We start from the raw sequence: 25225 nt of genomic DNA, 5'->3' as shown, positions 1-25225 counted from the left end.
AATCAGAATCTATACGTTTGATAACGGAGTGTGTAGGATTTACTACTTTTACTCAAAACCCTAGCAGATGAGTTCATCCTTTGAGAAATACCAGAAAAGACGATTAATTACTTCCTATTTTTCGGTGGTGATTAGTATTGCTTTGGTACTGTTTCTATTGGGAATACTAGGATTACTAGTGCTTAACACCAAAAAAGTAGCCGACTATTTTAAGGAGACTATTGCAGTAGGTGTTTACTTTAAAGATGGAGCAAAAGATGTGGAGATGAAGCAGCTTGAGAAGTCTTTATCACTGGCAGAATACACAAAATCTATACAGTTTGTATCAAAAGAAGAAGCTGCTGAAGCACATAGCGAGGCTTTAGGAGAAAACTTTGTAGACTATCTTGGAGAAAATCCACTACAAAATAGCATAGATTTATACCTTAATGCAGATTACGTGTCGGCAGAGAAAGTATCAGAAATCGCAGCAGAAATTGCTTCTAAAAACTTTGTAGAGGAAGTGACGTATGACAAGCCCTTAATCTCACTTCTTAACGACAACATTAAGAAAATGAGCCTGTGGATTCTCATTATCTCAGGGATATTCACTTTTATAGCAGTATTGCTTATTAATAGCTCTATACGATTATCCGTGTATGCTAAGAGATTTACCATAAAAACCATGCAGATGGTTGGAGCGACTAAAAAATTTATACGCAGGCCTTTCGTTTGGAAAAGTGTGCGTTTAGGGATTATAGGAGCGCTTATAGCTATAGCAGGGATGGCTGGAGTATTGTATTATGCAAACAAGACTTTTCCTCAACTCACATTACTTGATGATCCACTTCTACTGGGAGCACTTTTTGGAGGGGTATTTATGATGGGTATCGTGATTACTTGGTTTAGCACCTTCCTTGCAACACAACGTTTCTTAAATTTGCGCACAGAAGAATTATACTACTAGCAGTATAAAAGTATTACTATGGGAGAACAAAAACGTAAAGAAGTCATTAAACAGGAAACCGAATTTATCTTTGGTAAGAAGAACTTTACCTGGATGCTTATTGGACTTGGTGTGATTGCCTTAGGCTTTATACTAATGTCTGGTGGTGGTAGTGACGACCCTAATGTTTTTAATCCTGAGATCTACTCATGGAGACGTATACGTCTAGCACCTGCTGTGATTCTCATAGGTTTTGGTATAGAAGTATATGCGATACTACTTAACCCTAATAAAGGGAAGTAACACTTGCCCCTTATAACGACAATCTTATCTTTGCGGTTATGGATAACTTAGACGCATTAATCCTTGGTGTTATTCAAGGACTCACAGAGTTTTTACCAGTTTCTTCTAGTGGTCATTTAGAACTAGGGAAGGCAATCTTAGGAGACACTTCTGTCCCAGAAGAAAGCTTGATGTTTACCGTTGTTGTGCACTTTGCCACGGCACTTTCTACCATCGTAGTTTTTAGAAAAGATATTGTAGAAATTTTGAACGGATTGTTTTCATTCAAGTGGAATGAAGAAACACAATTTTCGGCAAAAATCGTGTTATCCATGATTCCTGCAGTAATTGTAGGGCTGTTTTTTGAAGAACAGCTAGAAGCGCTTTTTGGAGGAAATATCATGCTCGTAGGCTGTATGCTTCTTGTAACTGCGGTACTATTATACTTCGCAGATAGAGCAAAAGACACTCAAAAGAATGTTACTTTTTCAAATGCGTTCATAATTGGTGTCTCTCAAGCCGTGGCAATGATTCCTGGTATTTCTCGCAGTGGAGCAACTATATCTACCTCTGTGTTATTGGGTAATGATAAGAGCAAAGCAGCGCGTTTTTCATTTTTAATGGTGATCCCACTTATTTTTGGGAAGATTGCAAAAGACCTTATGGATGGAGCGCTTACCACACAAACGGGTAACGTATCTGTACTAGTAATAGGCTTTGTAGCTGCCTTTGTAGCAGGACTTGTAGCTTGTACGTGGATGATTAAACTTGTTAAGAAAAGTAAACTCTCTTGGTTTGCTATTTACTGTCTCATTGTAGGAGTAATTGCAATAGGATTTTCCATCTATAATCAAGCTTAATACGTTCTATCTCTAGTTCTCGTCTTCTGATGTAAAGTGAAACATTGAATACTGTAATTCAATAGCTTCAGTATGGTTTGCAGCTGGATTATAGATTCCAGCCTTTAGATAATATCCATTTGCAATACCATTATCTTCTATCCAGTTTGTACCTACCTCAGGGCTATAAGTATCATCTATGAGCGTTTGACCTCCCTGGGCTACAATAAGATGTACAACACCATTACCTTTTTCAATAATGATTTTTAAAGGCTCAGCATTATAGTTTGCACCATTGACAAAAGAGTAAAAATCTTTATCAAATTCTGTATCACTCGAGCTTACTTCTGGATCTCTTCGTACGACAGTTTCTAGTTCATCATTATGCAATTCAAGTCTAAAAAACGGCTTATTAGAACTACCACCTCTATTATGAACCTGAGCAATGGTTATTCCTTCTGTAGGAATATCTAAGTATACCGCTTCAAATTCCATGCGAGATGGTGTTGTTAATGGACCTTCTGAGGATTGTTTAAACTCTGTTCTTCTTCCTTTTTCTAGTTGGCACTTCAAATTTAAAATGGTTCCGTTATTAGAAGAATAAAAATACTCGTCATCTGGCTGTCCACTTTCAAAAATGTCATCGAGATTTTCATCGTCTGTATCACAAGGTCCTGGTATACAACCACCCGTATTGAAACTATTTTCTATAACTAAATTTGGCTCAAATGAGAAGGCCTCGGTGTCTAGAGCATTGTCTTCATCTGTTGTACCATCGTCATCTGTTTCATCTGTGGGTGTAACTACAGGAACAGTAACTTCTACCGCATCATCAGACGACCCATCATTAGATGAACATTGCGTGCACATTAGGATTAAACCTACTAAAACAATAATTCTTTGCAACTGGGACATATTTTATTTTAAAGTATATCTCTTATTTATTACGGAGATAAGGAGGTGATTTCTTATAAAAATATATCATTAAACCACAATAAGAGTATTTTGATATCATAAAAAGCATAATAAGTTATGCGTGATATTTCTAGTTAAATAGCATTATCTTGATAACTTTGCCTCCTAGTCCCTAACAAAAACTACAAAACCAAGCTGGATATGCTTACAGACCAAGATTATAAAGATGGGCAAGTACTCATTTTTGATAAACCGCTAGAGTGGACCTCATTCCAGCTGGTTAACAAAGTGCGCTGGCTTATACGTAAGAATCTTAATATAAAGAAGATAAAAGTAGGTCATGCAGGTACGTTAGATCCTTTGGCAACTGGCCTTATGATTATTTGTACGGGTAAGTTTACAAAGCGCTTACATGAGTTTGTTGGACAAGAAAAGGAATATACGGGCACCATTGTTTTAGGTGGTACTACGCCTAGTTATGATCTTGAGACAGAAGTAGATCAAACTTTTTCTACAGAACATATTACTGATGAGGATATTTACGCTTTCGCGAAAGCGTACCAAGGAAACATCATGCAACGCCCGCCAGTATTTTCTGCACTCAAAAAGGAGGGGAAACGCTTGTATGAATTTGCACGAGCAGGAGAAGAAGTAGATATTCCTAAACGAGAGATTAATATCTCATCTTTTGAAATCACTCGCATAGCAATGCCAGAAGTAGATTTTAAAGTGCGCTGTAGTAAAGGAACATATATTAGATCGCTGGCATTTGACTTTGGCGAAGGACTCAAAAGTGGAGCTCACTTAAGTGCGTTGAGAAGAACCAAAATAGGTGATTACAACGTAGATGATGCACAGTCTCTTGATGGATTTATAACCGAAATTACAGCTGGTTCCACAGAAGAATAATTTGTGAAACACTGTTATTAGGCGATTCAGCTATTTTACTTTTATTATTTTAGTTCTTTATGAAGATTTCTCATTCTGATAAGGCTTTACTAATTACCGTTACGGGGGCAAGTTTACTTGTGCTCGTTTTTTTCTTTCTGGGAGTAAAACCATATCAAGGAGAGATAGAGGAGTTTATTGAGATTCCTGTAATTACTGAGGAGATAGTAGAGGAGCTTGAGGAGCAACAAGAAGATCAAGTTCAAGAGCGTCGTATTTCAAAAACCAACCAAGCCTACAATACCGCTCAACTTAGGGAAGAAAACAAAAGCTTTCAAGATGATGACGAAATTAGAAAAGCAATAGAAGCTCAACAGCAGAATAGTGTAGAGCAACTTAATGACGACAATGAGGCTAAGCTTAAGGCGCTTCAAGAAGCTAGAGAAGGTAATCTAGAAGCAAAAAGAGAAGAGGTACAAGCGGCTATAGATGCTCGAGAAGCTGCACGTAATAAGAAAAAGAAAAGTGCTTATAGACAGAGTACGGTTTCTTACGATCTAGTAGGCCGTACTGCAATAGTTTTACCTAATCCTGTGTATACCTGCGATGCTTACGGTAAAATAGTAGTGAATATCACTGTGAACGATAAAGGAACTATCATAGATAAGGATTATAATAAAAGTGCCTCTACAAGCTCAAATGGATGTCTGATAGATCAGGCAATGGAGTATTTAACAAGAGCTTACTTTGATAAAGGAAATAAAGCCACACAACTAGGGAGTGTGACTTTTGATTTTCAAGGGTAACGGATTACTTAAGTAGTTTAAGTAAATCTTGGGCAGTTCCTTGTCCTTTGTCTTTATTATACCACACTTGTAAATCTTCTTTAAATTCTGGAGTTAACTTACCGTGGGCTTCCTTATAGTCATTAACCATTTTTGTAGCCTCAGATGGACGTGGCCCCCAGTCTGCTATCACTTCATTTGTGTTGCTATTTACAGCGATAAGTCTCGGAATAGAACGCCCTCCATTGTATAGAAACTGATCCATAAGATCAAGATTCTCATCTCTAAGAACAACCTTAAATTTAATGTTAGGGTTGAGGTCTGCAAACTTTTGCATCATAGGCATCGTTTGAGCAGCGTCACCACACCAGCTCTCTGTAAGTACTAGCCAGGATACATCTCCTTTAAAATCTTTTATTTGCTGCTGTACATCATCAGAGAGCTTGAGTGTCTTGTCTAGACGTTTCATGCGCTTGTGATTAAGCATTGTATAGTTATGTAGCGCCTCTGTCACTTCTGGACCTGTATTAGTTCCTTCTAGGGCGTGAGTCTCTGTAAGTACTCTATAATCTTGATATGAAATAGCCTGAGAGAGACCCTCTGCTATTAATTGTGTTCTTGTTTTTTCCATTGTTTCCATAGCACATATGTCGTGAGCTCTGCTACAAACTTACTATCTTTCACCTTAGAATCCCAAATGATCAATGATGACAAAAAACAAATGCGGTTGGTGTGTAGGTGATGATCTCTATGAAGCTTATCATGATAATGAGTGGGGAACTCCTTTGAGAGATGAGGATTTACTTTTTGAGTTCCTTGTATTAGAAACTTTTCAAGCGGGATTGAGTTGGATTACCATTTTAAAGAAGAGAGAAAACTTTAGAGTAGCCTTTGATAACTTTGATTACAAGCGTATTGCAGCTTATAATGAAGATAAAATCCAGTCATTATTGCAAGATGCGGGCATTATCAGAAATAAATTAAAAGTGCGTGGTACAGTCACAAATGCTAGGCTATATATGGAGATTCAAGAAGAGTTTGGGAGTTTTTCTAAGTATCTCTGGGCTTATGTAGATAATACTCCTATCCAAAATGAGGTGCAGTCGTACAAAGAAGCACCAGCAAATACTCCGCTGAGTGACGCCATATCAAAAGACCTAAAAAAACGCGGATTCAAATTTGTGGGAAGCACCATTATCTATGCATTCATGCAAGCTATTGGTATGGTAAATGACCACGAAGTAAGCTGCTTCAGATATAATAAGGTGCAGTAGGGACGCAAGGCATTGCGTCCCTACTGTAGATATTCAAGAAATAAATCTCTCGGAATCTCTGCGGCACCTAAGCTCGCTAGATGGTCTGTATACATCTGGCAATCGATGAGGTGGTAATTTTCTTTTTCTAGCTTTCGCGAAAGCGTAATAAATCCCACTTTACTGGCATTGCTCATGGTTGTAAACATGCTTTCTCCACAAAATATTCCCTTCTCCTTAAGATCTATTCCATAAAGACCTCCGACTAATTTTTCATCATGCCAAACCTCAACAGAGATTGCATGACCTAGTTCGTGTAGTCTGAGATATGCATCTATGATATCATTAGTGATCCACGTGCCGTCTTGACCGTTGCGTTTAATGCGTTTACAGGCAAGAATTACTTCTAAGAAATTTTTATTGTAGGTAACCGTATAGTGATTGTCACGTAACACTTTGCGCATAGATTTTGATACGTGTACATCACTAGGTTTTACTACCATACGTGGGTCTGGTGTCCACCATAAAATAGGCTGTCCCTCATTATACCAAGGAAAGATGCCAGAATTATAAGCAAGCAATAACCAGTCTGTAGTGAGATCACCACCTACCATAAGTAGCCCTTCCTCGTCTGCCAGATGGTGTTCTGGAAACCAAGGTTCATTATTCCAATGTTGATCTTCTGGGAGTAAAAGCACGAGTATAATTAATAGCTATACACAAAGATAACTAGGCTTTGCTTCTATTAAAAGTATCAATTAACTTAAAATTTCTTCTTGTATGCCACACATAGCCTATTGCAAGTGGCGTGTAAAGTGCAATAATTAAGGCGATATAGGTGATATTTGTGAGAAAGTAGTAGGCAGAAGATAATATTAAAACACCTACAATTGCAACCTCCAAAACTGCATGACGTATGCGTTTTGAGAGTTTGGCTTTAAGTTGATTTGCAGCAAAGGTGGTAGTGACCCCGCATCGGGTACATTTTTTTGAAATGCTTGCACCTATTTGTTTTGAGAGTTCTGTGCGTGTATCCGCAAGAACATTTAGGCTCAAGTGGTTATGGCAACTTTTACAAACTCCGTATACAATCATAGGTTGATAAAGGTGTAAAAATAAAGAACCCAAAACAAGTTAATTGTTTTGGGTTCAAATATCAATACGTTGACCTTTATCGGCTTAAAATGGCAGATCGTCGTGATCGTCACTATTAAGGTTTGTTGCAGGCTCAAATGAATCTGCAGGAGGCATAGGAGGAAGTGGTTGACCACCACCTGCATTTTCAGCAGCTACATTCTCAATGCGCCATCCTTGTATAGAGTTAAAATACTTAGTCTCACCTTGTGGATTTACCCACTCGCGTCCTCTTAAGTTAATGCTCACTTTTACATTTTGACCAACAGCATAGTTGTTCAAAAGATCTGTTTTATCTTGTACAAACTCCACCATAATGTGCTGTGGGTATTGCTCTTCTGTCGTTACGACAAGTTCTCTTTTTCTAAAGCCGTTGCTCCCAAATGTTTGAGTCTCACCGACCATCTTTACTTTACCTTGTACTTCCATCGCGTTCAATTATTAGGGTGTAAATTTATGAAAATCCTAGCGTTTTGCGAGCAGAACTCTCCACGCATTATCCACATTTTTTTTATCTAAATATTCCTTTGCCAGTTTATGCACCGTTTCCTCACTTGCTGTGGCAAGATTTGTTCTTAAATCTTCATGTTGTGCTATAAAGTCAGAAATCTCATCTTCGGTAGGTAGCTGCTCTACATTACCTAACATACCTAGATCGTTACCAGTGAGTATCGTACTATTTCTTATTTCTTGAGGGATCATATCAACCCCTATTCCAGTTCTTAAAACAGGTTTAGGCACTTCAAAAAGTCCGTCTTTTGCTCTACTATACCAGTTTGCACCCATACGTGAGACTTGATCTATCTTGAGAGGATCTATTGCTCCATGAGCATCTAGTATCTCCTCATCAATATGCATTTTTAAAATCTCGCAAATCACAAGATTTCCCGCGCCACCTTGATCACCTAGTGGCTTTACCTCAATTACTTTACACTCAAACTGTACAGGAGCCTCTGCAACGCAAGGAGGTTGCACCATCTCAGATGGTTTTTCAGTAAGTCCAGACTTTGTAAACTCGTTTACACCTTTTGCATAAGCCGTACTTGCCAGTGACATTTGTTGCACCATTGCATAGTTTACAATGTTTACAGTACATTCAGGTACTTCAAGTACGTTATCTAGCGTGTGTTTTGTGGTGTTATCACGACCACTTCTAGAAGGTGAATACACAAGAATAGGAGGATTTGCCCCAAAGACATTAAAAAAGCTAAAAGGAGCAAGATTTACTTTACCATCTTTATCTACAGTACTTGCAAATGCAATAGGACGAGGTCCCACAGCACCCGTAAGGTGAGCAAATAATTGTGGAACTGGAATTTCTTTAGGATCTATCGTGAGCATACATATTGATTTTAAAAGTGTATCAAAAATAGGAATTCTTTAAGGGTATTAATAACGCTTTCGCGAAAGCTTAACAACAACCTCTATTGCGCTGCTTGAAAAGGTAGCTAGCAGCTCTATTGGTAAGGTTTTGTATGACGCACTTAAAAACCACTTATAAATATAGGGGTATAAACCCTTACACATTCACGCCATTATATCCCTTAGAGATCCATAAATCTGGTTCATATTTGTAATGTATTATTCACTTAAAAAGATATGTCATGAATACAAATACGGAAGAGTGGGGACTTCTAGAAGAAATTTTTCAAGATGAGGAATTTGATGTTTCTTATTTCTCAATAGAGTTTCCAGATGGCAGCTCATATGAGTACCAAGGATAGATGATAAGCCACTATACATTGTTTTGAGTTGCCTTTATATAGGTAATTAAGACCTGCTATTGTTTGAGGGAACAATAGTAGGTTTTTTTATGCTCTTTTTTTTAACAGGTATTTAACCTATTGACAAATAGGTTTTTAGAGATGGAGGTAGTTGTATTATTAAGCCATATTTGTACAAATTAATCTTTTAAACTAAATATTATGAATGACAATTATGCAATCGACACAGCTTCAAGATTTGGAGATATTCCATTTGTAGAGTTTACAAAAGAACTAGTTACAGGTGTTTTTGATTCTTTAGTAGAAGCTCATATTCTACAAATGGAAGAGTATGCAGCATTTGTATCTTCACTTACAGATGATTTATCTACTTATATCAACAACACAAAAGACGACGTTAGTTTTGATCAAATATCTGAGTTTGTACTAGCTTATGACCTCCCTGAACCAGACGCCACCGCCATAACAGAACACTTGGATAAATTACAACCTCCCAGCGCACCTGGAGCACCAGCCGCTGCAGATAAGCCAGCAGTTGACGATAAATGGTGGGGAGGTCTTATTAATGCACTCGCTCCAGTAGCCACAGGACTTGTAGATAAAATTAACGATCCTAGTGAAATACAAGGTCTTGACGCGCTTAATAAATATAATGAAAAAGTGCTTGAGGGAGCCGAAGCTATCGCAGATCACCTTCCCACCTATAATGAGATAAACGATGCTATTGCTTCACTCATTGCTTCAAACAAGTATGGTCTGTTACAAACCATAGCAAAGCAAGGTGTAATGCGATTAGTAGTAACTGAAGGAGAAATAGAGACTAAGATTACTTTTTCTACCTGGAATAATAGTACTTCAGGGAGTAGTAGCGGCTATAACCAAAAAGCAAAGGTTAAGACCAAAGCAAAGGATGTGAGAGGTGGGGGAATCATCGGGATTTTTAGATCAAAGAGAAAAAGAAAAAATGTGAGTAGAACTGTTACTGTAAACACAGCAAAGTCGTATCAAAGAGATTCTAGTGGAACTAAAGTTGACATCTTTGGACGAGTACTAATCAAGTTCAAAACGGATTATGCTCCATTAAACGGATAGGATATGGAAAATTTTAGCGAAGTAGGTTTAGGATTTTCAGAATTTGTGGGGCAGCTGTTACAAGAAACATTTGACGCTACCCTTTCCGCTCAAAATCACCAACTGGAAAAATACAGAGAGCTTCAAGAAGCATTAAATCTTTCATCTGATGCCTTTAAAAAAGATTACCTCAACGCAGAAATGATAGCTGATAAAGAGCTTGCTCAATTTGGAGTGCTTATTGAAAATCTAGGTGTAATTACAGATGATCAATTAAGCTATCTTGAAACTCAATTTGATAGTCTTAAAGGGATTGTGTATCGTGGTAAATTGACTAAGGACGGTGTTCAAAAGGTTAAAAACCTCATGATAGAAAATCTGGTAGATGAATATAAAGGTTCTATTGAGTTACTCCTTAATAGAGCTGAGTCTACCCAATTAGTTGTTGATTCTGGAGAAATCAAAGCAAAGCTTGAACTTTCTAATTACTATCAAGAGTCTCAAGTTTCTAAGCCTATCCTTGCTAAAAAAATGAAGTCAAAAGTTGAAGCTAAGGATATAGTAATAGACAAAGACGATATAAAATCAATTGTAAATCTTGAAGCAACTCCAATTTCTATCAAAGGAATTTCTATTAAAGAGGTATTCGATTCTGAGCGAAATACCAAGGTTATTATGGTAGATAAGGCAGCAATGATTGAAAAAGGATCTATAGGAGCTTCCATTCCTTCTGTTAGAATTATTGCAAGGCCTGCTAGTACAAAAAGTGCTAGTAGTAATGCTACATTATATAGTGAGGTTACAATAAGATTTAAAACGGTGTAATAATGGAAGAAATCATACACGAACTTAAATATCTTGTGAATCTCGCAAGATACCTTCCGTTAGAAATTACTGACATCAGTATATTATTACCCGACGGAACTCTAATTATTATAAAGTAACCTATTTGAATCGGCTATGTTAGGATTAACAATAGCCGATTTTTTGTGCACTATTTTTTCATAACTTTAAAACACAAAATAAAACAACACAACCTATGGATATTTTTAGTAAAATTAAAGAGAAACTCAGTAATGAGTTTATAGATATTGTCGAGTGGTTAGACTATACAGATGACACCATTGCTCACCGTTTTGAACGCTATCAAAATGAGATAAAAAATGGTGCAAAGCTTGTTGTACGTGAAGGACAGACGGCAGTGTTTGTAAATGAAGGCCATTTGGCAGATGTTTTTACACCAGGAACATATGACCTGACTACTCAAAATTTACCAATATTATCTACTATTAAAGGTTGGAAATATGGCTTTAACTCTCCATTTAAAGCAGAAGTTTATTTTGTAAACACACACTTATTTACAGACGAAAAGTGGGGAACTAAAAACCCAATTACATTAAGTGATGACCGTTTTGGACTGGTTGAGATTCGTGCTTTTGGAACCTACGCCTTTAGAATTGCAGATGCTGGGAAGTTTATTGTAGACATCGTAGGGACAGATAACAACTTTACTAATTTTGAGATTAATGAGCATCTCAAAAGTCTCATTGCAACAAGATTTACAGATACGGTAGGAGAAGCAAATCTTCCTATAGAGCTGTATGCTGCAAATACTTCAGAGCTTTCTGAGACGTGCCAAGAGGTAATGAAGCCAGAGTTCATGTCTGTAGGTATTTCTCTTGAGAAGTTTTACATCGAGAATGTGTCGATGCCAGAAGACCTCAAGAAAGAAATATTTGAATACAGTCGTCTGGATAAAATAGACCTAGATAAACTTACTAAGTTTAAAACTGCAAAAGCAATAGAAGCTGCAGCTACTAATGAAGGTGGTACTGCAGGCGCAGGAATGGGTATGGGAATGGGCTTTGTACTTGCGCAACAAATGGGCGGAATGATGTCTCCACAAATGGGAGGACAACAACAAGCACAACCCCAAATGAATCAAGGAGGAATGATGCCTCCACCTATGCCAGCCGCAGTACAATATTTTTATGCTGTAAACGGTGCGCAACAAGGACCCGTAGGTATCGATCAGCTCAAGGCTTTATTTGCAAACCGCACTATCAATAAGGAGAGCCTTGTGTGGAAACAGGGAATGGCTGCATGGACTGCATTGCAAGAGGTGGAAGAGCTTAAGTCTTTCTTAGGAGGTAACACACCGCCGCCGTTACCACAATAATATTTTATAACTAAAACTTTTTGAGGTGCGTATTTCTACATACGCACCTATTATTATTCCTATATGGAAGAAACACCCATTCATAAAACTGAACTTAAAAAGGCATGTATCAATTGTGGTGCAGAGCTTAAGTATAAGCCAGGTACAACGTCTATTACATGTGAGTACTGCGGGCATCAAGAGAAAATATCACTTGAGACCAGTAAGTTTGAAGAACTAGAGCTTTATCCTTACCTGGATAAAATGGGAGATCAAAAAAACAGCGAAGAAATCTCAATGCTTCACTGTAAAAACTGTGGGGCAAACCAGCATGTAGAAGAGCATTATAAATCCCTGCATTGCGTGTATTGCAGCATGCCGCTCATACTTGAAGATATGCGTAAGGAAAACTGGATTTTACCAGGAGCTGTATTACCATTTCAAATAGATCAGGGTGCCTCGTTTACTATTTTTAAAAAGTGGGTAAATGGGTTGTGGTGGGCTCCTAATAAATTAAAGAAAGCTTCACTAGATCCACAATTTACAAAGGGATTGTACTTGCCTTATTGGACCTTTGATGCGCAACTTGCTGCAGATTATACTGGTCAGAGAGGGGAGTACTACTATGTGACAGAAACCTATCGAGATAGTAAAGGAAAAACGCAATCTAGACAAGTGCAAAAAACGCGATGGTATCCTGCTTCTGGCAGTGTATCTGGATTTGTAGATGACACCCTGATAGAAGCCTCAAAACAGCGAGCAGGAAGAGTTCCTTCCAAAATTGCTAGATGGGATCTTAAAAAATTACAACCCTTCAATAGCGGATTTTTATCTGGTTTTGTGACAGAAAAATATACTATTCCTCTTAAAGATGGTTATGGTAAATCTCGTGATGTTGCAAAGCAAATAGCATCCACGTGGGCAGCTAGAGACATAGGTGGTGATACACAACGAGTGTCATCTATAGACATGAAGCTTGCAGAAGAGACGTTTAAACACATTTTATTACCTGTTTATGTGAGTTCATACCGCTATAACGGTAAGGAATATAACTTCTTTGTTAATGGAGAAACGGGAGCACTCTCTGGAAAACGACCGTATTCATTCTGGAAGATTTTCTTTGCGATACTAGCAGGTCTTATTGTGATAGGAGTTATTGTTATGCTAGCAAATAATGGCCAATAGTAATGTGGATTATTAACTAACGTATGAGCTATTTAGTTTCTGTTTCAAAAGTCAACTATGGAAGATAAGCAACATAAAAATTTAACTTGGAGTGATTTTACTAAGGTAGAAATGCGAGTAGGCACCATCTTATCTGCAGAGGTATTTGCAGAGGCTAGAAATCCATCATATAAAATGGTTGTGGACTTTGGTGAGCACGGTAAAAGAAAAACATCTGCACAAATCACTCAGTTATATACTACTCAAGAACTAGTGGGAAGGCAAGTGGTTGCAGTCCTTAATTTTCCGCCTAAGCAAATTGCAACGATGATGAGTGAGTGTCTCGTTTTGGGAGGGTTGGGCAATGATAAGGATGTTATTTTAATAGCTCCAGATAGAGAAGTAGCAAATGGCACTCAAATAGGTTAATGACTTTCAACTTCCTTAAAACAAGTGTAGACTATTAGTTGAGGTCATTATAAACCTTTGTTAAAGATGATGTTATATGCTGTTAATACCGCTTTCGCGAAAGCGTAATCTAATTACTTTTACTTCATATTAACAACAGCGATAAGGACATGTTCTTGTCGTTTTAAATTACCAATTATGAAATTTACAAGGAAAGCAAGCGCTCATTGGGCAGGAAGTGGGAAAGAAGGTAAAGGATCAATATCAACAGAGAGTACTGTATTAGATAAAGCACAATATGCATTTGGGACAAGATTTGAAGATGGAGTAGGGACTAACCCAGAAGAGCTTATAGGTGCAGCACATTCAGGATGTTACACGATGCAATTGAGTTTCTTATTAAATGAAGAAGATTTTGTTGCAGAGAGTCTTGACACAGACGCTCACGTAACTTTTGAAGACGGCGAAATCACCACAATCAAGTTAGTAACCAAAGGTAAAGTGCCAAATATCTCAAAAGAGAAATTTGAAGAGATTGCTCAAAAAGCAAAGGAAGTGTGTCCACTCTCTAAGCTTATGAAAGCAGAAATCACACTAGACGCTACACTATTATAGAAAACAACTGTTTACAAAATGAAAGTCCGCTATGAAATGTATCATAGCGGACTTTTTTTATATGGAATATATAGAGCTATTTACGCCTTACCGTAATCATGTTCATCTTGCCATTTTTTGAGTTCTGCCCATTTTCCTTGTGCTGCCATTTCTGCTTGCATAGGCCATGTCCCTGGGCGATGTATTTCATAGCGTTTTCCACCAGAATTAAGTACTTTCTGGCACTTCTCTACAGAGGTGCTTGCTAGTGATGCCCATGTTTTAATATCGTGATTATGGAAGAGCTCTGAGATTTTTGGACCTATACCCTCTACAATGGTGAGGTCATTCTCTCTTACTTTTTTCTTCCCGTAGGCACCTTTTGCAGCTGCTGCATCAAACGGTACGCCTATAATACCTATAGATGGTGATGGTTCACTCGTATTTGTATTTTCAATAACTGTTTTACTTGTAGCTGCCCCTGCCGCAAATGAACTTGCGATGCTCGCGGTACTAGTTGCCGCCAAGGGAGCTTTTTTTGCTAGACTAAGCTTAGACTCACTTGAAGCTAAATCTGCCTCTAAGGATGCAGTTTTACGAGTACACGCATCTAGATCTGCTTGTAGAGATGCTGTTTTACGCTTGCAATCTTCAAGATCTGCGCTGTAGTCTATTGTTTTATTAGTACTACTGCCAAAAAGGCGACCCAATAAATATCCTAAAATACCGCAGATGACACCTGCGATGAGTGGCCATATCCAGCAAGCTATGTTTGAAAAATCCATAATTATTTTGTTTTTGGTCTGTTAGTTTAATGTGATGACTGCGCGTCTATTTTTATTACGTCCCTCCTCGGTATCATTTGTTTCAATAGGGCTGCGCTCTCCTTTTGAAACTGTTTTAATTTTTGATTCCGGAATACCGTTGTTTGCGAGGTATGCCTTAGCAAACTCTGCTCTTTCTAATCCTAATCTATCGTTAGTTGTGAGGCTACCTTGACTATCTGTGTGTCCTTCTACAGTGATGGTTGCACCTTCTTTTTTATCTAGATAACGGCTTATGTCTCCTATTTGTAAGCGTTGTTTCTCGCTTAGCGTTACGGAGGCTTCTCCATAATCGAAGTACAATACTAGTGGGTCTGCTCTTAGGCTATTCTCTATATCTTGTAGTGCCGTATTAGTAGCATCAAGATCTCCATTTGCCTGATTAAAGATCCTGTATTCCATAGGACCTTTGTACACGTTGCCATCAGGAACTAGTGATGAGCGTAGCTCTCCATACGTATTAATGCGGCTAGAAGGAATTCCTTTGTCAACAAAATAGTTTTTTACAGAATTAGATCTCGCAAGTCCAAGATCTGCAAATGCTGAGGTGTTTTTTTCTTCACTGTCATAATATCCTGTGATGTCTATCATTTTATCTTCATTACCTGTGGTCTCAAAGTATGTTTTGAGCTCAGCTACGCCATCTGTAACCTTCCCAGAAATAGGAGGTAGTATTGAAAATGATGAAGTGTTGAAGTTAAAATTGTCATTGCTTGTAAAAGCAAAATTACCATCAGGTCCTTTAAGGTTAAAGGCCATTGAGGTTGCTACTTTTGGAGTAGCTACTGCAGGAGGATTGTCAATAGTTTTTTCTCTTTGATTGTTTTGCAAATCACTATTTCCAGTGGTGTTGCAACAAAAAATCCATGCGAGAATCATACAAATAACAATCGTAAGCAGCATACCTAGTAGGTATCCCGTTTTCTTACTCATTTGGTTGTTTTTTAGGTGATTACTGTTTCTTAAAGTTAGTTAAAATATTAACACTTACAACTTTTTAGGTTTGATATTCAGCAGATTATGTATTTCCCCGATAATTTTAAGAGATTAATCGAGTAAAAATTATCAAGTTGAAGCGCAAAACGTAGGTTATATACTGTTTTGCTTATTGTGAGAAGAGTGGGCTTGATGTGTTCAATTTTTCGCGAAAGCGCATAAAAAAACCGCTTCCTTTAATGGGAAACGGTTTTGAAAATAAGTAGTTACTTAAAAGATATAGTCTCTTATAAGTCAAATTTAATTCCTTGAGCAAGCGGTAGCTCGGTTGTGTAATTAATAGTGTTAGTCTGTCTTCTCATATATACTTTCCAAGCATCTGATCCAGACTCACGGCCTCCTCCAGTGTCTTTCTCACCACCAAAGGCTCCACCTATTTCTGCACCAGAAGTACCTATGTTTACATTTGCAATACCACAATCTGAACCGGCAACGCTTAAGAAACGCTCTGCCTCGCGAAGATTGTTAGTCATAATAGCAGACGAAAGCCCTTGTGCAACGCCGTTTTGAAGCTCTAAGGCTTCCATTACATCTCCTTTGTATTTTAATAAGTATAATACAGGAGCAAAAGTCTCGTGCTGTACAATCTCATAATCATTACTAGCCTCTGCAATCGCTGGCTTTACGTAGCAACCGCTCTCATAACCTTCTCCACTAAGAACACCACCCTCTACAATAAGGTTTCCACCTTCTGCAACTACACGTTCCAGTGCGCTGTTGTAATTAGCAACTGCATCTGTATCAATTAATGGTCCTACGTGATTATTTTCGTCAAGAGGGTTACCTATGCGCAACTGGCCATATGCTTTTACAACGGCGTCTTTTACTTTGTCATACATACTCTCATGTATAATAAGACGTCTAGTAGATGTACAGCGTTGTCCAGCAGTTCCTACAGCACCAAAAACAGCGCCAATTACTGTCATTTTAATATCTGCATCTGGAGTTACAATGATTGCATTGTTTCCTCCTAGCTCAAGTAGTGAAGTCCCTAGACGTTCTCCTACAGTTGCAGATACCTTTTTTCCCATACGAGTAGAACCCGTAGCAGAAATAAGAGGGACACGCTTATCTGTAGTCATCATCTCACCTACTTTATAATCTCCATTTATAAGGCACGAGATACCTTCTGGCATATCATTAGCTTTAAGAACTTCGGCGATTATGTTTTGACAAGCAACACCACAAAGCGGTGTCTTTTCTGATGGTTTCCATACACATACATCTCCGCAAACCCAAGCAAGTGCTGTGTTCCAAGCCCAAACAGCTACTGGAAAATTAAATGCCGAAATGATACCAACCACACCTAACGGGTGGTACTGCTCATACATTCTATGTCCAGGACGCTCCGAGTGCATTGTAAGACCATGTAACTGGCGTGAGAGACCTACTGCAAAGTCACAGATGTCTATCATCTCTTGTACTTCACCTAGTCCTTCTTGATATGATTTACCCATCTCATAAGAAACGAGTTTACCTAATGGTTCTTTAACCTCACGAAGCTTGTTTCCAAACTGACGTACCATCTCTCCACGTGCTGGAGCTGGCATTGTTCTAAAGTCTTTAAACGCTGCAGTCGCAGAGGTCATTACTTTCTCGTAATCTTCTTTTGTGGTAGTTTTTACTTTACCTATTAATTGCCCATCTACTGGAGAGTAAGATTCGATAATGTCACCATTACCAAAACTTTTTTGACCTGTAGAGGTTCCTTCATTTATACCAGAAATGCCAAGTATTTTAAGCGCTTCGTCCATTCCAAAATTTTTTGCTACTGTGCTCATAATTTTTTGAATAATTGAGTGAAGAAAACATACATAGCGATCTTACTCAATGGTTAATAATTTCTTTAATATACACCTGCTGCAATAGAGGTGTTGTCCTGAGTCAAATCTAAGGATAATTCAAAGGCTTCCATAAAAAAGGGCGTGTTATTAAACACACCCTAAAAATTATTCTGTTTTTTTACTAATCTGTAGTAAATCGCTCATCTACTTCCATAACAGTCCCACAGTTATTACAAGTTCTATGTTCTAAACTTCCGTAGAAATCTTTAAAGTGACCTAAAAAGTCTTTTTCAATATCATTAAGCTTGAAGAAAACTTCATATAATTTATGATTACAGTTATCGCAGAACCATAATAAACCATCCTTACCATCAAGGTCTACTCTCTTGCGTTCTATCACGAGACCTATAGAGTTTTCATGCCTCACGGGTGAGTGTGGCACACCAGCGGGATGTAAATACATATCACCAGGACCTAGGTGCATGGTGCGCTTTACTCCTTCATCTTGCACGTGCACTTCAATAGAGCCTTCTATTTGAAAAAATAGTTCTTCGGTCTCATTGTAGTGGTAGTCTTTACGAGCATTTGGGCCACCTACAATCATTACGATATAGTCACCTGCGTCTTTGTATAAGTTCTTATTGCCCACGGGTGGCTTGAGGAGATCTCTGTTTTCCTCAATCCACTTATTTAAATTAAACGGTTGTTGAATTGCCATAATCTTATTCTTTGTATAAAAATACAATTTATAGAAGTACGCTTTCGCGAAAGCGTAAAAAAACAACCCCGTCTACTATTGTAAACGGGGTTGATAATCAAAACTGATTTGGGGGTATCTTTTTATCGTATAAATAATTGTGTATAGTAAGGTATTCCTGTTTCTGTCATGACGATGCCTACACCTGTATGAGTGTAATCACCTTCTATTGCCTGCTTATGAGCTGGACTGTTAAGCCATCCTTCTAGAACTGACTCTGCATCTCTAAAACCATAAGCAACATTCTCGCTCACCATGTCTGCCCCATTTTCTTGCAATATAGCAGCACGCTCATAAAAGTTATCATGACTAGCAGCATTTTGAGCTACCATATAACTAGAGTGTCCTACGGCAAGGTTTTCTGAATCTGTGTGCCATTGCAGTGCATTGAGACCTAGAGATGCCCTATAGTCATTAAGTACATCAAGTACCTCTTCGGCAAGCTCAATGTTGTTTTCTACTTCAATAGTAGTTTCTAAATTTGCAAGAGTATCTATCTCTGTAGATTCTTCGCTGGTGCACGCGCTTAGGAGGCACAACGCAACTAGTGCGTATAAAGTTTGGCTAATCAATTTCATAATTTGGGGTTATGAGTTTATTATGACTGCAATATAAAACTATTTTGCACTTAAACGTATATTTTGTGTATTTAATCGATGAAATACACAAAAAAAGTTGATTTGTAAGAAATTTCAAAGAATATGCTGTGTATTTCATCGATGTTTTTAAAAAATGAAGTTCGCTTTACAGATTCTTTCTCCTTATATTTAGGCACTTACAAAATCGTAATCTCTATGAAAAAATTAGTTTTTGGCATTATTTCGTGTTTTTTAATCATGTCTTGTAATATGCCAGTTAAAGAAGAAGCTTCTAAGGAAGTTGAAAGTACTATCCCCGTAGATCAAAAATTTGGTCTTGTTATACATGGAGGAGCTGGTACTATTCTTAAAAAGAATATGACAGATTCACTAGAAAAAGCATATCGTCTTAAACTAGAAGAAGCTACAAAGGCTGGTCATAAAATTCTAGCCGATGGAGGAACTAGTATGGAAGCCGTAACAGCAGCTATAAATATTATGGAAGACAGTCCTTTATTTAATGCTGGAAAAGGTGCAGTTTTTACTCATGATGGTACAAATGAGCTTGACGCAAGTGTGATGGATGGTAAGACGCTTAATGCGGGAGCCATCTCTGGAGTAACAACGGTCAAAAATCCGATTGATCTTGCAGTAGCTGTAATGGATAAGTCTGAACACGTGATGCTAAGCGCAAAAGGAGCAGAGCAATTTGCAAAAGAGCAAGGACTAGAAATTGTAGATCCTTCCTATTTCTATACAGAAAGGCGCTTCCAGTCATTACAGAAAATAATAGATAAAGAAAAAACACAACTCGATCATGATGGTGATAAGAAGGTGGCATTTATGGATCCTTATATAAAGGACAGTAAATTTGGAACCGTAGGTTGTGCGGCGTTAGATAAATATGGCAACCTGGCTGCAGGAACTTCTACAGGAGGAATGACTAATAAACGTTACAATCGTATAGGTGATGCTCCTATTATAGGTTCTGGTACGTATGCAAATAATGCTACGTGTGCAGTAAGTAGTACTGGGTGGGGAGAATTTTTTATACGTGCGCAGGTAGCTCATGATATCTCGGCAATGATGGAATATAAAGGAGTAACGCTCCAAGAAGCGGCTAGCGAAGTTATCCAAAAGAAAGTTCCAGCTTTAGGTGGAGATGGAGGAATTGTAGCAATCGATAAAGATGGAAATGTAGCTATGGAATTCAACACTGCAGGAATGTACCGCGCTCATATGAATGCTACCGGAGATTTAGATATTAAGATTTATAAGAATAATTAAAGAGTACTAACCTCATAATATGGACAACTGAGCTTTGAGCTCAAGTATCTAGCAAGTATATGGAAAGAGCTTGTCCCGAGTGTGGAGATAAAATCATAGGTCGCGCAGATAAAAAATTCTGTAGCGACTCATGCCGTAATTCGCACAACAATAATCAAAATAAGGACTCAAAAAATATCATGCGCAATACTAATAATGTGTTGCGCAAGAATTATCGCATTTTAGAGCGTCTTAATCCAGAGGATAAAACGAGAACAACCAAATCTAAGCTCAATGCAGCTGGGTTTGACTTTAATCTATTTACAAGTATCTATACTACAAAAGCCGGTACAGTATATTACTTTGTGTATGATCAAGGGTACTTACCGCTTGAAGGTGATTTTTATGCGCTTGTGAAGCGTGCATAAAATTGAAGCGTATTCAATTCTAAATTAATTATGACCTACCACATAGAAACAGAACACTTAATCTTACGTGAGGTGCGTATAGAAGATACAGGAGACATGTATCGATTAGATAGCGATGCGTTGGTACATGAATATTTAGGTAAAAATCCTATTACTTGCATGGGAAAGGCGCGAACATATGTAGACTACATTCGTATGCAATATGAAACCTACGGTATAGGTCGCTGGGCAGCGATAGAGAAAAGCACAGGAAATTGGATAGGGTGGACCGGACTCAAATATAACTTTGAGCAGGAAATGAATGGCCACACTAACTTTTATGATATAGGCTATCGTTTTATGCCTGAGTATTGGGGTAAAGGTTATGCAACCGAATCTTCAATTGCTGCTAGAGATTATTTTTTTGAACATTTTCCAAATACAAAACTCTGCGGCATGGCAGAGTTAGGGAATAAAGCATCTTGCAGAGTACTAGAAAAGATAGGTCTCGAGCGCAAGAATAATTTTATATATGAAGCCCAGCAAGTAGAACTCGCTTGGTTTGAAAAAATGCCATAACAGCTTATTTCCAAGTCTGACCGTTGAGCGCTAGAGCAGCTTTAAGAACATCTTTTTGGCTTATTTGGCCTACAAGCTTGCCGTTTTCTACAATAGGGAAACGCCTGTGTTTTGACTCTAGAAATTTATTTGCAGCGTCAAAAACATTCATATTACCATCTATCGTATCCACATTAGTCACCATGTGATTAGATACCTTCATATTATCCATAGGCATATTGTAGTAGCGGCTTTCAGAAATTTGCTTCATACAGTCACCTTCAGAGATAATACCCAGTAGTTCGTTATTTTCATTAACCACGGGACCACCAGAAATCTTGTGTTTAATTAAGTTGTTCATCACTTCAAGCACCGATTGATCAGGAGAAAAAGTAATGAGCTTTCGGCTCATGTAATCACTTACCTTAATGTCTGTAGCGTTGCTTTTAACATCTTTTGCGCGCTTACCCATAAAACTTTTAATTGCCATAACTTACTGATTTTGTTCTCTTAAAGTTAGTGATTTAATTTTAATCTCTGAGGTTACGCTTTCGCGAAAGCGTACTCAAGCTCATAAATTCGTATTTTACAAGCACCAAACCAATAGATTGCCTTCTCAATGAAACGTTTATCCCATATTATTTCATTTATTCTAGTGTTGTTTTTAGTATTTGTGAGCTTTTACTCACTCATGCCTAAGACTATAAGTGATAAAGAAACTCCGCTTACAGAATTTTCTACGGCAAGAGCATTGTCACATTTAAAAGTAATCTCGGCAAAGCCACATTTTGTGGGTACAGCGGCACATACAGAAGTGCAGCAATATATAGTACAAGAACTTCGCAAGCTAGGTCTAGAGCCGCAAGTGCAAGAAGGTTTTGTAAATGAGGAATGGAATGGATACAGTAATCTTACAAAGCCTCAAAATATCCTAGCGCGCATAAAAGGAAGTGGTGATGGTAAGGCACTATTACTTATGTCACATTATGATAGTGCGCCACACAGTGCATCTCATGGCGCAAGTGACGCAGGTTCTGGTGTGGTAACTATACTAGAAAGTGTACGAGCTTACCTTGCAAGCGGAGTCACTCCTGTAAATGATATCATAATCTGCATCACAGACGCCGAAGAAATTGGCTTAGATGGCGCTCAACTTTTTGTAGATGAACACCCATGGGCAAAAGACGTGGGACTTGCGCTCAACTTTGAAGCACGTGGTAGTGGTGGTCCTTCTAATATGATTGTAGAGACTAATCACGGTAATAAAAATCTCATTAATGGATTTATGGAAGCAGGAGTGGAGTATCCCGTAGGGACTTCATTAATGTATAGTATTTACAAAACGTTGCCTAATGATACGGACTCGACTGTCTTAAGAGAAGATGGTGATATTGATGGGTTTTTCTTTGCATTTATAGATGATCATTTTGACTATCATACGGTAAATGATACTTTTGAAAACTTGGATCGCAAGACACTAGAGCACCAAGGAACTTACTTAATGCCATTACTCAAGTACTTTGCAGCTACAGATCTTACCAATATAAAGTCTGATGAAGATTATGTGTACTTTGATGCCGCAGTGGCCAACTTTGTTGCATATCCATTTTCATGGATCTGGCCTATGGTAGTAATTGCAATTGTTCTGTTTATAGCATTGCTAGTTTATGGATTTAAAAAGGAACAATTGAGGAGAAAATATGTCGCTAGAGGTTTCAGCACTTTCTTCCTTACATTAATCTTAGGAGGAGGGCTTTTTTATCTATTATGGGAGTTATTAAAGTATGTATATCCTAGTTATGAAGACATGTTGCCTGTTTTTATCTATAATGGTCACTGGTATATTATTGCCTTTGCGTTACTAGGTTTTAGTTTATGCATGGGTATTTATCATAGGCTCACCGTGGCACAAAACACGGCAAGTAATATGGTAGCTCCACTCATGATGTGGCTCGTTATCAATATAGTTGTTGCCGTTTATTTAAAAGGCGCTGCCTTTTTTATTATTCCTGTATATTTTGGATTAATTGCTTTTTATGTACTTATAGCACAACGCAAGCCTAGTGTGTTGTTACTTGTCTTACTGTGTGCTCCAGCTATATTTTTATTAGCTCCCCTAGTACAGTTCTTTCCTGTAGGTTTAGGACCAGATATGCTCTATGCGAGTGTAATCTTTTTGATACTCCTTTTTGGACTAGTATTGCCAGTATTTGGTTTATATAGAAACAAGAAGTTCTTAGCATATTTGAGTTTGCTAGGAGCGCTCGTTTGTTTTGGGATTGCACACATGAACTCAGATGCTGCCGTAGATCGTCAAGCACCTAATAGTCTTATTTATTATCAAAATACAGATACAAATCGAGCCTACTGGGCAACATATAATAAGTCACTTGATGACTGGACCAAAGGATACCTAGGCGAAAACCCAGAACAAGCTGCTATGTACATAGGTAATGCTGCAGGTAGTAAATACAATACTCCATATACCTATGCAAAGGAAACTGCTGTAATCGATTTGCCAGAAAGTACGGTGCAGCTAGATAAAGACACGCTGGTAGATGGGTTGAGGTATATGACACTTACAGTCACACCTAATCGTACTGTGCATCAAATGCGTATGTACACAGCTATAGAAACTCCTTTACAGCATATCTCTTGGAACGGCGTTGCTGTAAAAGCAGATAGTACTGAGACGCTTTATAAGAAAAGAGGTAGCAAAGGAATTTTAAGCTATTACAGAGGGAAAAATGACAAGCTGGAGTTTAAATTTGCCGTGCCAGAAGGTGTAAATCCTAAATTTACGCTCAAGGAGTTCTCGTACGATTTATTAGAAAACCCAAAATTTACAGTTTCGGCGAGACCTAATACTACGATGCCAAAACCATTTGTACCTAACGATGCTATCATAGTAGAGCGTACGATTGATATTTCTGAGTACGCTTTCGCGAAAGCGAAAAAAGATACCATCAATGCTGGTGTAGAAGAGTAATGTAATTCTCGATAAGAGTATAGAAGTAGCCAATTATTATAGCTGCTGCTGAAGATTTAAACGAAAAACCCTAGTTATTGCTAGAAAATAGATGAATAAAAAAATTACAATTGCAGGTTTAGGGTGGCTTGGTAAAGCACTTGCCACGAGGCTCCAGCTTATGGGGTACACGGTAAAAGGAAGTGTTACAGATGCAGAGAAGGCAAAAGATCTTACGAGAAGTAATATCGCTGCATATCCCGTAATAATAGCGGAAAGTGGTGTCTCAGGTTTAGTAGAAACTTTGCTTGCAGATACAGATGTGCTACTCATTATGATCCCGCCAGGTTTGAGAAAGAACACAGGTGCAAACTATGCTCTTAAAATGGCGCATTTTCTACACGTGATTGAACGGTCTGAGGTTAAAAAAGTGATTCTTATAAGTAGTACCTCCGTCTATGATGACGCTCAAGGTATGGTGACAGAGAAAGATGCACCACAACCCGATACAAATGCGGCTAAGCAGTTATATGATGTAGAACATATATTTTTTAACACGCCGGCTTTTGAGACAACGATTGTTCGTTTTGGAGGATTGTTTGGTGGTAGTAGAAACCCTGTGAGGTTTCTTGCTGGACGAAAGGGACTCACTAATGGTGATGCTCCAGTTAATATGATACATCGCGATGACTGCATTGGAATTTTGACTGCGATAATCAAGCAAGATGCCTTTGGTCACATTATAAATGCGGTGTCCCCTAATCATCCTACAAAAAAAGAGTATTACACAAAACAGGCTATTGAGTTAGGTCTCGAGCCACCAGAATACACTGAAGAAGATTCCTTATCCTTTAAGCAGATAGATAGTATCACGGTAGAGAGTGTTTTAAATTACGAGTTTACGGTACAGCTTTAATAACGAAAGCAATAAGCATAAAAAAACCGCC

Annotated in this window: 29 protein-coding genes; 17 read left to right on the top strand and 12 right to left on the bottom strand. The window is 38.1% G+C overall.

From position 1 onward, the window contains the following. Positions 1–67 precede the first annotated feature (67 nt). From SJY37_RS04440 to SJY37_RS04430, 3 genes are read left to right on the top strand one after another with little or no spacing between them, the layout of a single operon-like run. A complete protein-coding gene (locus tag SJY37_RS04440) occupies positions 68–946 on the top strand; it encodes an ABC transporter permease (protein WP_298323557.1) in 879 nt (292 codons plus the stop codon). Positions 947–964: 18 nt separating this feature from the next. Continuing rightward, complete coding sequence (locus SJY37_RS04435) at positions 965–1228, top strand: DUF3098 domain-containing protein (RefSeq protein WP_013750750.1); 264 nt, start codon at positions 965–967, stop codon at positions 1226–1228. A gap of 38 nt (positions 1229–1266) precedes the next feature. Then, positions 1267–2067, top strand: coding sequence for an undecaprenyl-diphosphate phosphatase (locus SJY37_RS04430; RefSeq protein ID WP_298323559.1), 801 nt, complete (start codon positions 1267–1269; stop codon positions 2065–2067). A 12-nt stretch (positions 2068–2079) separates the two neighbouring features. Here SJY37_RS04430 and SJY37_RS04425 read toward each other — a convergent pair whose 3' ends face one another. Continuing rightward, positions 2080–2952: a hypothetical protein gene (locus tag SJY37_RS04425; protein ID WP_298323560.1), complete on the bottom strand. Its 873-nt coding sequence runs from the start codon at positions 2950–2952 to the stop codon at positions 2080–2082. Between the two features lie 210 nt (positions 2953–3162). On the opposite strand from SJY37_RS04425, the gene truB reads away from it, so the two are divergent. Further along, positions 3163–3870: a tRNA pseudouridine(55) synthase TruB gene (gene truB / locus SJY37_RS04420; RefSeq protein ID WP_298323561.1), complete on the top strand. Its 708-nt coding sequence runs from the start codon at positions 3163–3165 to the stop codon at positions 3868–3870. 59 nt (positions 3871–3929) lie between these two features. Beyond that, positions 3930–4655: a hypothetical protein gene (locus SJY37_RS04415; protein WP_298323562.1), complete on the top strand. Its 726-nt coding sequence runs from the start codon at positions 3930–3932 to the stop codon at positions 4653–4655. A gap of 4 nt (positions 4656–4659) precedes the next feature. Here the strand turns inward: SJY37_RS04415 and SJY37_RS04410 are convergent, their stop codons facing one another. Continuing rightward, complete coding sequence (locus tag SJY37_RS04410; protein ID WP_298323563.1) at positions 4660–5274, bottom strand: thioredoxin family protein; 615 nt, start codon at positions 5272–5274, stop codon at positions 4660–4662. A gap of 67 nt (positions 5275–5341) precedes the next feature. On the opposite strand from SJY37_RS04410, the gene SJY37_RS04405 reads away from it, so the two are divergent. After that, positions 5342–5908: a DNA-3-methyladenine glycosylase I gene (locus SJY37_RS04405; protein WP_298323863.1), complete on the top strand. Its 567-nt coding sequence runs from the start codon at positions 5342–5344 to the stop codon at positions 5906–5908. Between the two features lie 20 nt (positions 5909–5928). Here the strand turns inward: SJY37_RS04405 and aat are convergent, their stop codons facing one another. The 4 genes from aat to SJY37_RS04385 all read right to left on the bottom strand — a co-directional run bounded on the left by aat (position 5929) and on the right by SJY37_RS04385 (position 8362). Next, a complete protein-coding gene (gene aat / locus SJY37_RS04400) occupies positions 5929–6585 on the bottom strand; it encodes a leucyl/phenylalanyl-tRNA--protein transferase (protein WP_298323564.1) in 657 nt (218 codons plus the stop codon). Positions 6586–6616: 31 nt separating this feature from the next. Beyond that, positions 6617–6982 (bottom strand): hypothetical protein, encoded by a 366-nt coding sequence (locus tag SJY37_RS04395; protein WP_298323565.1) that lies wholly within the window; start codon positions 6980–6982, stop codon positions 6617–6619. Between the two features lie 84 nt (positions 6983–7066). After that, positions 7067–7450 carry a DUF3127 domain-containing protein gene (locus tag SJY37_RS04390; protein ID WP_298323566.1) on the bottom strand — a complete coding sequence of 128 codons (384 nt, stop codon included), beginning with the start codon at positions 7448–7450 and terminating at the stop codon, positions 7067–7069. A gap of 36 nt (positions 7451–7486) precedes the next feature. After that, a complete protein-coding gene (locus SJY37_RS04385; protein WP_298323568.1) occupies positions 7487–8362 on the bottom strand; it encodes a flavin reductase family protein in 876 nt (291 codons plus the stop codon). A 584-nt stretch (positions 8363–8946) separates the two neighbouring features. Between SJY37_RS04385 and SJY37_RS04380 the strand changes: the two genes are divergently transcribed. The 6 genes from SJY37_RS04380 to SJY37_RS04355 all read left to right on the top strand — a co-directional run bounded on the left by SJY37_RS04380 (position 8947) and on the right by SJY37_RS04355 (position 14161). Continuing rightward, complete coding sequence (locus SJY37_RS04380) at positions 8947–9837, top strand: hypothetical protein (RefSeq protein ID WP_298323570.1); 891 nt, start codon at positions 8947–8949, stop codon at positions 9835–9837. A 3-nt stretch (positions 9838–9840) separates the two neighbouring features. Next, positions 9841–10641, top strand: a complete 801-nt coding sequence (locus tag SJY37_RS04375; protein ID WP_298323573.1) for a hypothetical protein — start codon at positions 9841–9843, stop codon at positions 10639–10641. Positions 10642–10855: 214 nt separating this feature from the next. Further along, positions 10856–11995 carry an SPFH domain-containing protein gene (locus SJY37_RS04370; RefSeq protein WP_298323575.1) on the top strand — a complete coding sequence of 380 codons (1140 nt, stop codon included), beginning with the start codon at positions 10856–10858 and terminating at the stop codon, positions 11993–11995. Between the two features lie 63 nt (positions 11996–12058). Then, positions 12059–13159 (top strand): DNA helicase PriA, encoded by a 1101-nt coding sequence (locus tag SJY37_RS04365; RefSeq protein ID WP_298323576.1) that lies wholly within the window; start codon positions 12059–12061, stop codon positions 13157–13159. Positions 13160–13216: 57 nt separating this feature from the next. Further along, positions 13217–13567 (top strand): tRNA-binding protein, encoded by a 351-nt coding sequence (locus tag SJY37_RS04360; RefSeq protein ID WP_298323577.1) that lies wholly within the window; start codon positions 13217–13219, stop codon positions 13565–13567. Positions 13568–13744: 177 nt separating this feature from the next. Further along, positions 13745–14161 (top strand): OsmC family protein, encoded by a 417-nt coding sequence (locus SJY37_RS04355; protein ID WP_298323579.1) that lies wholly within the window; start codon positions 13745–13747, stop codon positions 14159–14161. 80 nt (positions 14162–14241) lie between these two features. Here the strand turns inward: SJY37_RS04355 and SJY37_RS04350 are convergent, their stop codons facing one another. The 5 genes from SJY37_RS04350 to SJY37_RS04330 form a co-directional block, all read right to left on the bottom strand. After that, the gene (locus SJY37_RS04350) at positions 14242–14925 is read right to left on the bottom strand and encodes a hypothetical protein (RefSeq protein ID WP_298323581.1); all 684 of its coding nucleotides are present in this window, start codon (positions 14923–14925) and stop codon (positions 14242–14244) included. Between the two features lie 21 nt (positions 14926–14946). Further along, positions 14947–15897, bottom strand: a complete 951-nt coding sequence (locus SJY37_RS04345; RefSeq protein ID WP_298323583.1) for an OmpA family protein — start codon at positions 15895–15897, stop codon at positions 14947–14949. Between the two features lie 290 nt (positions 15898–16187). Then, positions 16188–17741 (bottom strand): aldehyde dehydrogenase family protein, encoded by a 1554-nt coding sequence (locus SJY37_RS04340; RefSeq protein ID WP_298323585.1) that lies wholly within the window; start codon positions 17739–17741, stop codon positions 16188–16190. 184 nt (positions 17742–17925) lie between these two features. Then, positions 17926–18462 carry a 3-hydroxyanthranilate 3,4-dioxygenase gene (locus SJY37_RS04335; RefSeq protein ID WP_298323587.1) on the bottom strand — a complete coding sequence of 179 codons (537 nt, stop codon included), beginning with the start codon at positions 18460–18462 and terminating at the stop codon, positions 17926–17928. Between the two features lie 122 nt (positions 18463–18584). Then, complete coding sequence (locus tag SJY37_RS04330; RefSeq protein ID WP_298323589.1) at positions 18585–19079, bottom strand: CAP domain-containing protein; 495 nt, start codon at positions 19077–19079, stop codon at positions 18585–18587. A 216-nt stretch (positions 19080–19295) separates the two neighbouring features. Here SJY37_RS04330 and SJY37_RS04325 point away from each other — a divergent pair, with 216 nt between their 5' ends. From SJY37_RS04325 to SJY37_RS04315, 3 genes are read left to right on the top strand one after another with little or no spacing between them, the layout of a single operon-like run. Then, positions 19296–20366, top strand: a complete 1071-nt coding sequence (locus tag SJY37_RS04325; RefSeq protein ID WP_298323591.1) for an isoaspartyl peptidase/L-asparaginase family protein — start codon at positions 19296–19298, stop codon at positions 20364–20366. A 59-nt stretch (positions 20367–20425) separates the two neighbouring features. Continuing rightward, positions 20426–20773, top strand: coding sequence for a hypothetical protein (locus tag SJY37_RS04320; RefSeq protein ID WP_298323593.1), 348 nt, complete (start codon positions 20426–20428; stop codon positions 20771–20773). Between the two features lie 30 nt (positions 20774–20803). After that, positions 20804–21331 (top strand): GNAT family N-acetyltransferase, encoded by a 528-nt coding sequence (locus SJY37_RS04315; protein WP_298323595.1) that lies wholly within the window; start codon positions 20804–20806, stop codon positions 21329–21331. 4 nt (positions 21332–21335) lie between these two features. On the opposite strand, the gene SJY37_RS04310 is transcribed toward SJY37_RS04315, so the two are convergent. Next, complete coding sequence (locus SJY37_RS04310; protein ID WP_035335234.1) at positions 21336–21800, bottom strand: CBS domain-containing protein; 465 nt, start codon at positions 21798–21800, stop codon at positions 21336–21338. Between the two features lie 129 nt (positions 21801–21929). Between SJY37_RS04310 and SJY37_RS04305 the strand changes: the two genes are divergently transcribed. Both SJY37_RS04305 and SJY37_RS04300 read left to right on the top strand, forming a co-directional pair. Then, positions 21930–24299, top strand: coding sequence for a M28 family peptidase (locus tag SJY37_RS04305; RefSeq protein WP_379952842.1), 2370 nt, complete (start codon positions 21930–21932; stop codon positions 24297–24299). A gap of 91 nt (positions 24300–24390) precedes the next feature. After that, a complete protein-coding gene (locus SJY37_RS04300; RefSeq protein ID WP_379952841.1) occupies positions 24391–25194 on the top strand; it encodes an NAD(P)H-binding protein in 804 nt (267 codons plus the stop codon). Positions 25195–25225 lie beyond the last annotated feature (31 nt).

Source organism: Dokdonia sp. R78006, from assembly GCF_042466145.1.
Classification (GTDB): domain Bacteria; phylum Bacteroidota; class Bacteroidia; order Flavobacteriales; family Flavobacteriaceae; genus Dokdonia.
This window is presented reverse-complemented; position numbering and strand designations above follow the sequence as displayed.

Excerpts from the sequence above, each read along its gene's own strand:
- SJY37_RS04395 (WP_298323565.1), bottom strand. The coding sequence starts at position 6,982 with ATGATTGTATACGGAGTTTGTAAAAGTTGCCATAACCACTTGAGCCTA.
- SJY37_RS04305 (WP_379952842.1), top strand. The coding sequence starts at position 21,930 with ATGAAACGTTTATCCCATATTATTTCATTTATTCTAGTGTTGTTTTTA.
- SJY37_RS04340 (WP_298323585.1), bottom strand. The coding sequence starts at position 17,741 with ATGAGCACAGTAGCAAAAAATTTTGGAATGGACGAAGCGCTTAAAATA.
- SJY37_RS04300 (WP_379952841.1), top strand. The coding sequence starts at position 24,391 with ATGAATAAAAAAATTACAATTGCAGGTTTAGGGTGGCTTGGTAAAGCA.
- SJY37_RS04320 (WP_298323593.1), top strand. The coding sequence starts at position 20,426 with ATGGAAAGAGCTTGTCCCGAGTGTGGAGATAAAATCATAGGTCGCGCA.
- SJY37_RS04355 (WP_298323579.1), top strand. The coding sequence starts at position 13,745 with ATGAAATTTACAAGGAAAGCAAGCGCTCATTGGGCAGGAAGTGGGAAA.
- SJY37_RS04430 (WP_298323559.1), top strand. The coding sequence starts at position 1,267 with ATGGATAACTTAGACGCATTAATCCTTGGTGTTATTCAAGGACTCACA.
- SJY37_RS04435 (WP_013750750.1), top strand. The coding sequence starts at position 965 with ATGGGAGAACAAAAACGTAAAGAAGTCATTAAACAGGAAACCGAATTT.
- SJY37_RS04335 (WP_298323587.1), bottom strand. The coding sequence starts at position 18,462 with ATGGCAATTCAACAACCGTTTAATTTAAATAAGTGGATTGAGGAAAAC.
- SJY37_RS04410 (WP_298323563.1), bottom strand. The coding sequence starts at position 5,274 with ATGGAAACAATGGAAAAAACAAGAACACAATTAATAGCAGAGGGTCTC.
- SJY37_RS04345 (WP_298323583.1), bottom strand. The coding sequence starts at position 15,897 with ATGAGTAAGAAAACGGGATACCTACTAGGTATGCTGCTTACGATTGTT.
- SJY37_RS04370 (WP_298323575.1), top strand. The coding sequence starts at position 10,856 with ATGGATATTTTTAGTAAAATTAAAGAGAAACTCAGTAATGAGTTTATA.
- SJY37_RS04380 (WP_298323570.1), top strand. The coding sequence starts at position 8,947 with ATGAATGACAATTATGCAATCGACACAGCTTCAAGATTTGGAGATATT.
- SJY37_RS04375 (WP_298323573.1), top strand. The coding sequence starts at position 9,841 with ATGGAAAATTTTAGCGAAGTAGGTTTAGGATTTTCAGAATTTGTGGGG.
- SJY37_RS04415 (WP_298323562.1), top strand. The coding sequence starts at position 3,930 with ATGAAGATTTCTCATTCTGATAAGGCTTTACTAATTACCGTTACGGGG.
- SJY37_RS04440 (WP_298323557.1), top strand. The coding sequence starts at position 68 with ATGAGTTCATCCTTTGAGAAATACCAGAAAAGACGATTAATTACTTCC.
- SJY37_RS04390 (WP_298323566.1), bottom strand. The coding sequence starts at position 7,450 with ATGGAAGTACAAGGTAAAGTAAAGATGGTCGGTGAGACTCAAACATTT.
- SJY37_RS04315 (WP_298323595.1), top strand. The coding sequence starts at position 20,804 with ATGACCTACCACATAGAAACAGAACACTTAATCTTACGTGAGGTGCGT.
- SJY37_RS04325 (WP_298323591.1), top strand. The coding sequence starts at position 19,296 with ATGAAAAAATTAGTTTTTGGCATTATTTCGTGTTTTTTAATCATGTCT.
- SJY37_RS04365 (WP_298323576.1), top strand. The coding sequence starts at position 12,059 with ATGGAAGAAACACCCATTCATAAAACTGAACTTAAAAAGGCATGTATC.
- SJY37_RS04310 (WP_035335234.1), bottom strand. The coding sequence starts at position 21,800 with ATGGCAATTAAAAGTTTTATGGGTAAGCGCGCAAAAGATGTTAAAAGC.
- SJY37_RS04350 (WP_298323581.1), bottom strand. The coding sequence starts at position 14,925 with ATGGATTTTTCAAACATAGCTTGCTGGATATGGCCACTCATCGCAGGT.
- SJY37_RS04385 (WP_298323568.1), bottom strand. The coding sequence starts at position 8,362 with ATGCTCACGATAGATCCTAAAGAAATTCCAGTTCCACAATTATTTGCT.
- SJY37_RS04330 (WP_298323589.1), bottom strand. The coding sequence starts at position 19,079 with ATGAAATTGATTAGCCAAACTTTATACGCACTAGTTGCGTTGTGCCTC.
- SJY37_RS04405 (WP_298323863.1), top strand. The coding sequence starts at position 5,342 with ATGACAAAAAACAAATGCGGTTGGTGTGTAGGTGATGATCTCTATGAA.
- SJY37_RS04360 (WP_298323577.1), top strand. The coding sequence starts at position 13,217 with ATGGAAGATAAGCAACATAAAAATTTAACTTGGAGTGATTTTACTAAG.
- truB (WP_298323561.1), top strand. The coding sequence starts at position 3,163 with ATGCTTACAGACCAAGATTATAAAGATGGGCAAGTACTCATTTTTGAT.